The organism is Cryobacterium sp. TMT2-10 (genome assembly GCF_004403075.1).
Classification (GTDB): domain Bacteria; phylum Actinomycetota; class Actinomycetes; order Actinomycetales; family Microbacteriaceae; genus Cryobacterium; species Cryobacterium shii.
In genome coordinates this window covers 1-6,669 of the sequence record NZ_SOGW01000036.1, presented here as the reverse complement: position 1 = coordinate 6,669, position 6,669 = coordinate 1, and the positions used below count along the sequence as shown (strand labels likewise).

At 68.9% G+C, this 6,669-nt stretch carries 5 protein-coding genes; 4 read left to right on the top strand and 1 reads right to left on the bottom strand.

Annotated features, from left to right (window positions below; all coding sequences use genetic code 11):
* Window positions 1–95: 95 nt before the first annotated feature.
* Complete coding sequence (locus E3T37_RS04255; RefSeq protein WP_174776552.1) at window positions 96–275, bottom strand: hypothetical protein; 180 nt, start codon at window positions 273–275, stop codon at window positions 96–98.
* A 258-nt stretch (window positions 276–533) separates the two neighbouring features.
* On the opposite strand from E3T37_RS04255, the gene E3T37_RS04250 reads away from it, so the two are divergent.
* The 4 genes from E3T37_RS04250 to E3T37_RS04235 form a co-directional block, all read left to right on the top strand.
* Window positions 534–4,562, top strand: a complete 4,029-nt coding sequence (locus E3T37_RS04250; RefSeq protein WP_134365598.1) for an ATP-binding protein — start codon at window positions 534–536, stop codon at window positions 4,560–4,562.
* Window positions 4,559–4,936, top strand: coding sequence for a response regulator (locus tag E3T37_RS04245; protein ID WP_134365597.1), 378 nt, complete (start codon window positions 4,559–4,561; stop codon window positions 4,934–4,936). Before E3T37_RS04250 ends, E3T37_RS04245 begins: the two co-directional genes overlap by 4 nt.
* Window positions 4,933–5,226 (top strand): hypothetical protein, encoded by a 294-nt coding sequence (locus E3T37_RS04240; RefSeq protein ID WP_134365596.1) that lies wholly within the window; start codon window positions 4,933–4,935, stop codon window positions 5,224–5,226. The genes E3T37_RS04245 and E3T37_RS04240 overlap by 4 nt, the downstream gene beginning before the upstream one ends.
* Window positions 5,227–5,670: 444 nt before the next feature.
* A partial coding sequence (locus E3T37_RS04235) for a DDE-type integrase/transposase/recombinase (RefSeq protein WP_134365595.1) occupies window positions 5,671–6,669 on the top strand: 999 nt, incomplete at its 3' end.

Here is a 6,669-nt window from a genome sequence, read left to right as displayed (position 1 = left end):
CACGACGACCGCCACAGCAACGCCCCGCCCGCTGCGGCCAAATCGGCCCGGATCTCGTCGCATCAACTTCGAATAGGCGTTACTGACACACGCTCCTAGAGAAAATTTTCCCGTAGCGCCCAGCCGGGGCCGTGATAGAGCGAGTCGATCTCGGTGTGCTGTCCGCCGGTGATCGCTGCGATCCGTGACGCGAGCGTCGACTTTCCTACGCCGGAGACGCCGGCGACGAGTACGCGGCGAAGGCGAGGCGGAAGGGAGTCTTGTGCGCACAACACCTGTTGAGCGTAAACCTTCAAGGCCAACCCGATCCGATTCGGAGCTGTGGACGCTCAAGGTTGCGCCAATGGGCAGTGTTCGGTAGTCGATCAATCATTCCCACGGCCGCCCCGTCTAGTGACCAGCGACCGTGCCCGACTTCGCGCGAGCGGAAGTTCGTGGCGGGGGTGCCCCTGTAGAGTTCAATAGGCACCACGCAGTCGCTCCAGTCCTGCGCCGGAAGGCCGTAGGGGGAGTTATTGACCGGGAGTAACCCGATGACGGGTAGGGCAGTAGCCGACGACCGGGGCGCGGTGCTCGTCGTCGATGACGACGAGATGATCGTGGGCCTGGTCGCGCGAGGGCTCCTCGCAGCCGGCTACCGCGTCACGACGGCCTCCAGCGGCGCCGAGGCACTGGAGAGACTGGCCGAGGCGGTCCCGGACGTCGTCGTCTCCGACGTCAACATGCCGGACATGGACGGCTTCACCCTCGTGCAGCGACTGCGCGAGGACTCCCGGCTGCGTTCCCTGCCCCTGTTGTTCCTCACCAGCCGCGCGGAGGCCGCGGACGTGGTGTCCGGCATGCGTCTCGGCGCGGACGACTACATCACCAAGCCCTTCGACCTGCCGGTCCTGGTCGCTCGCGTGGACGCCAAGCGGCTACGGCCGCCGGTGCCTGCTGACCGACTGCAGACTGACCGCCGCACGGGGCTGGCCTCGTCCGCGACGTTCATGGACGAGCTCGACCGGGAGCGCGAGCGGGCGCTGCGCAGTGGCCGCTCGGGGCACTTGGCACTGCTCGGGCTGAACGAGTCCGGGAGCATCCGTGCGCGCTTCGGGGAGCGCGGGGTCGACGAGGTGTTGCGGCAGGTCGCCGATGTGCTCGGCGCCGTGGTCACGCCGCTGGAGACGGCCGGCCGTACCCCCGATGGCGGCTTCGGGCTGCTGCTGCCGGAGACGTCGTCGGACGACGTGCGCGACCTGATGCAGGGACTCTCCGAACGCCTCGCCGGCCGCCGCCTGGACGTCGAGGGCTCAAAGGTCAGCGTTACCCCGCTCGTCGGATACGTCCCGCTCGACGCCGTCCAGTCGGCCAAGCAGGCGGTCGAGCAGGCCGGCGCGGCGCTCGAGCACGCGCAGATGCACCTCGATCTGCGGCCGATCGCGTACCGTCCCGAGATGCTCGCCGAGGCCGAGGCCGCGGCACCGCGCCAGCCTCGGCCGCTTCTCGAGCGGCTGCGCACGCCGTTCCAGGTCGCGCTGACGTTCGTCATAGGCATTGTGCTGCCGTACTTCGTCTACCTGTTGGCTGACCGCGCGGGTTTCGACATCACACCGTTCGCCTACCTCGTCGTCGTCTTCTCGCTGCTGGTGACAGGGATCGCGATCTGGGTCGAAGGACTGCTCGCCCTGAACCCGGCGCAGCCGCCTCCCGCACCAGAGGAGCAGGACGGAGGTCCGGCGTACCCGCCTGCGAGTGCCGTCATCGCGGCGTACCTGCCGAATGAGGCCGCGACCGTCCTGGAGACCGTCGAGGCCTTCCTGGGGGTGAACTACCCCGGCGACCTGCAGGTCGTGCTTGCCTACAACTCGCCCGTCCCGCTCCCGGTAGAGCGCGTCCTCGGCGAGCTCGCGCAGCGCGAGACGCGCTTCACTCTGCTCAAGGTGGAGGGGAGCACGTCCAAGGCGCAGAACGTCAACGCCGCCCTGCAGATCGTCACTGGTGAGTTCGCTGGTGTCTTCGATGCCGACCACCTGCCCGCGGCAGACAGCTTCGTGCGCGCCTACCGCTGGATGGCCGATGGGTACGACGTCGTGCAGGGCCATCCGGTGGTACGAAACGGCGACGCCTCCTGGGTGGCGCGCACCGTAGCGGTCGAGTTCGAGATGATCTACGCAGTCAGCCACCCCGGCCGGGCGAAGCTGCACCAGTTCGGCATCTTCGGCGGGTCAAACGGCTACTGGCGCACGCAGCTGCTGCGCGAGACGCGCTTCCGCGGCTCGATGCTCACCGAGGACATCGACTCTGCCCTGCGGGTCGTCGAAGCCGGCTACCGGATCGGCTCCGACCCGTACCTCATCAGCCGCGAGTTGGCGCCGACGACGCTGCAGGCACTGTGGAACCAGCGGATGCGCTGGGCGCAAGGGTGGTTCCAGGTGTCCCTGGGCCACCTCTTCGGGGCGCTGCGCAACCCCGGGCTCACGCCCAGACAGCGGTTCGGCTTCTTCTTCCTGCTGGGCTGGCGCGAGGTCTACCCCTGGCTGAGCGTCCAAATGTTCCCGCTCATCGCCTTCTACGCCCATCGCGCCGGCGGGCCGCAGCACCTCGACTGGTTCGTCCCGGTGTTCGTCCTCACGACCATCTTCACGCTCAGCGTCGGGCCGTGGCAGACGTTGTTCGCGTATCGCCAGGCCGATCCGGAGATCCGCTCCCGCACGGCGTGGTTTTGGCTGTACCTCGTGGTTGCCTCGGTCTTCTACACCGAGTACAAGAACGTCATCGCACGCGTCGCGCAGGTGAAGCAAGCCATGCGCGAGAAGGCCTGGAAGGTGACGCCCCGGGCCGCCGGGACAGGGGGGGGCGCCGGAGGGCGGACTCACCGCGCCGGCTGTCGGTCCAGCGGCCAACGACCCCGAGCACCCGGCGGACGAGCCGCTGGTCCCGCCGCCACTGCCCCACCACACGACTTCCCCAAGCCGTACGTCGTGACCACCTCACGCGAGCACACCCGCGTCAAGGCGCTGCGGGCGCTAGGGCTGCTCGACCAGCCGGGCCAGGAGCGCTTCCGCCGGATCGTGGATCGTGCGAAGCATCTGCTGGACGTGCCGGTGGTCTACATCAATCTCGTCGACGAGACGCGGCTGTGGGTCGTGGCCTGCACCGGACAGACCGACCCCGCGCTGGATCACGACGCGTCGTTCTGCCACTTCGTCGTCGTGGACGACGCCCCGGTGCTCGTCGGCGACGCATCCACGGACCCGCGATTCTGTGACAATCCGCTCGTCGTCGGCCCTCCTCGCCTGCGCGCCTACGCCGGCTACCCGCTGCGCTGGGACGGGCAGGCTGTGGGAACGCTATGCGCCTTCGACGTCGTGCCGCGCACGTGGAGCCGCGCGGACCTGGAAGTCCTGGCCGACATGTCCGCCTGGGCCGAGCTCGAGCTCGGCGCTGAGGAGGTGCAGCGCCGGCTGGCTGCCGCTGAGCTGGCACAGCGGCTCACAGACTCCGTACTGCGTTCGGCGGGCGACGGGATCTGCGCGACGGACGGGGAGGGCCGGCTGGCGCTCGTCAACCCCGCGGCGTGCGACCTGCTCGCGGCACCGGCCGAAAAACTGCTTGGCCAGCCGCTGCACGAGTTGCTGCACCCCCAGGACAGCTCGTGCAGCGACGACGACTGTGCGCTCGGCGCGGCGCTGCGCGACGAGCAGATGCTCGTCGGCGTGGACGACGCCTTCCGTCGGCAGGACGGTGAGGTCTTCCTGGTGCAGCTTTCGTTTGCGCCGTTGCGGCAGGACGACCGGACAGCTGGCGCAGTGCTGGTCTTCCAAGACGTCAGCCAGCGGCGGGAGGTGGAGCGGCTCAAGGACGAGTTCGTCTCGGTGGTGAGCCATGAGCTGCGCACCCCGCTGACCTCGATGCGCGGCTCGCTCGGCCTCCTCGCTGCCGGGGTCGTCGCCGAACTGCCGCCCGAGGTGCAGTCGCTTGTCGACATCGCCCTCACCAACACCGACCGCCTCGGTCGGCTCGTGGCCGACATCCTCGATCTCGAGCGCCTGTCCGCGGGGCACATGCACGTCGTGCGCCGTCCTCACCGGCTGAGCGACCTAGTCGCGCTGGCGCTCGCAGCCGTAGAAGGGATGGCCGCTCAGGCCGGCGTCCGACTGGAGCAGGAGACCTCCGACGACATCTGCTGGGGCGATGCCGACCGACTCGCCCAGGTGCTCGTCAACCTCCTGGGCAACGCCGTCCGCTTCAGCCACTCCGGCAGCGCGGTCCGCGTCACCGCCCGGATGCGAGAGGGTGAGATCCGCTTCGAGGTGTGCGACAAGGGCCGTGGCATCCCGCCCGACCGGGTCGAGCAGATCTTCGAGCGCTTCGCGCAGGTCGACGTGAGCGACGCCCGCGAGAAGCAGGGCAGCGGCCTCGGGCTCGCCATCTGCCAAAGCATCGTGCATGCGCACGGCGGCCGCATCGACGTCGACAGCATCCTCGGGCATGGCTCCACGTTCACGGTCGTGCTGCCGCAGCGCAGGCCGCGGAACGAGCCGTGGCCCGGCCCCCTCCGGCGCAAGGAGGAGACGTGACGCGCTGCGTGCTCGTCGTCGACGACGAGCCGGACATCCGCGCAGTCGCCCGACTCAGCCTTGAGCGAGTCGGTGGCCTGCGGGTGATCGAGGCGTCTTCCGGTATGGAGGCGCTGGATATAGTTGCCTCGTCCCAGCCGGACGCGGTCCTTCTCGACGTTATGATGCCCCGCGTCGACGGCCCGACAACGTATGCGCTGCTGCAGGCCGACCCGCGCACCCGCGACATCCCGGTACTCCTGCTCACGGCCCGGGCCGATGCCACCGAGCGAGAGCGGTGGCTGGCCGAGGGCGTGCGTGGCGTGCTGGCGAAGCCCTTCGACCCGATGGAGCTGCCGCGTCTGGTGTCCGAGTCGCTGGGATGGGGACCGTGACCGACGCGGTCGACGGTTTCCTCGCCGAGATGTGGGAGCGGTACGGGTACCTCGCCGACCAGCGCGTCGCGGCACTCGAGCGGTACGTCGAGGCCGGAGGTGGAGACCGCTCGGGTGATGTGCTGGCCGACGAGGCCGAGTCCGCCGCCCACAAGCTCGTCGGCGCGTTGGGCAGCTACCGCCGGCCCGGATCGGAGCAGGCCGCGGTTGTCGAGCGGCTGGTGCAGTCGCGCGCTCCGGTCGACGAGGTGGCTGCGGCCGTGCGCGAGCTACGCCGGCTCGTCGGCTGAGGCCCAGCGTCGGCGCAGCCTCAACGGGGGCTCCTGAGCTGGTTCATGACCCCAATGCCAGGGCCCACGGCGTCGGCCAGCCATTCCCAAACGCCACTCCCCCGAGACTCCGGAACTTCGGCGAATTGTAGCCAACCTACGTCCGTGGACGTCCCGCTGACGAACCGTTGCTTAGGTGCTGGCGATCACAGCGCTACGGTGAATCGGGCGAGCAGTCGGATGAGGTTGATGTAGTCGTCAGGCGGGAGAGCATTCTGAACTTGCCGCCGGACTCGATCGACGACGGGCGTGAGGTCCGTCTGCGTCTGTGACGGCGCTCACTGAAATTCCCCAGTTCTGCTCACTGAAATTCCCCACTCCGGGTCGCTTCCGCACATAGAAGCGGGCCTTCCTCGATGCTGATGGTCTTCGACCACGCACCAGCTCGAGAAAGGCCCTGCTCCTATGCTTTCAGAGGAGGACGACGTGGACATCCACGCGCTCAAACGGCAAGGGATGACGATCAGTGAGATCGCCCGCCGCACCGACCACGACCGTAAGACCATCCGCGCCTATCTGGCCGGACAACGCACCCCGGGAGTGCGTCAACGCGCCGCCCCGGACCCGTTCGACGCGTTCATCGACTACGTCACCGCGAGGCTGACGGAGGACCCGCATCTCTGGGCGGCGACGCTGCTGGACGAGCTCGTCCCGCTGGGCTTCGAGGGGTCGTATCAAACCCTGACCCGCCAGATCCGAGACCGGAGCTTGCGGCCGGCCTGCACCGCCTGCGCGCACGTGACCCGGCGGCCCAACGCGATCATCGAGCACCCGCCCGGCGAGGAGACTCAGTTCGACTGGGTCGAGCTGCCCGACGCGCCCGCCGGGTGGGCGTTCCCGACCAAACGTGCCTTCGTGCTCGTGGGTTCGCTGGCGCACTCGGGGGTTTGGCGGGCGGTGATTTCCCCGTCGATGGACCTGCCCCACCTGCTGGCGGCGATGACGGTGCTGTTGGGGCTGCTCGGTGGGGTGACGAAGTCTTGGCGGTTCGACCGGATGAGCACCGTGCTGAAGGCCGGGACGAGTGATCTGACGCCGATGTTCGCCGCGTTCTCCAAGCACCACGCCGTCACCGTCGTGGCCTGCCGGCCCCGGTCGGGCAACCGCAAGGGCGTGGTCGAGAAGAACAACCACACCGCCGCGCAGCGGTGGTGGCGCAACCTCCCCGACGACGTCACCCTCGAGCAAGCCCAGCAACGCCTGACCGTCTTCGCGACCGGGCAAGACGGTCGGCGCCGCGAGGGCCGCGACGGGTCAACGACGGCCGCGGTCATGTTCGCCGCGGAACGGCTCAAACCCTTGCCACCGACGCTGTTCCCGGTGGTGGTGACCGAGCAACGCACCGCGACACGGCAGGCGCTGATCGATTGGCGCGGCAACCGCTACTCGGTCCCGCCGGAACTG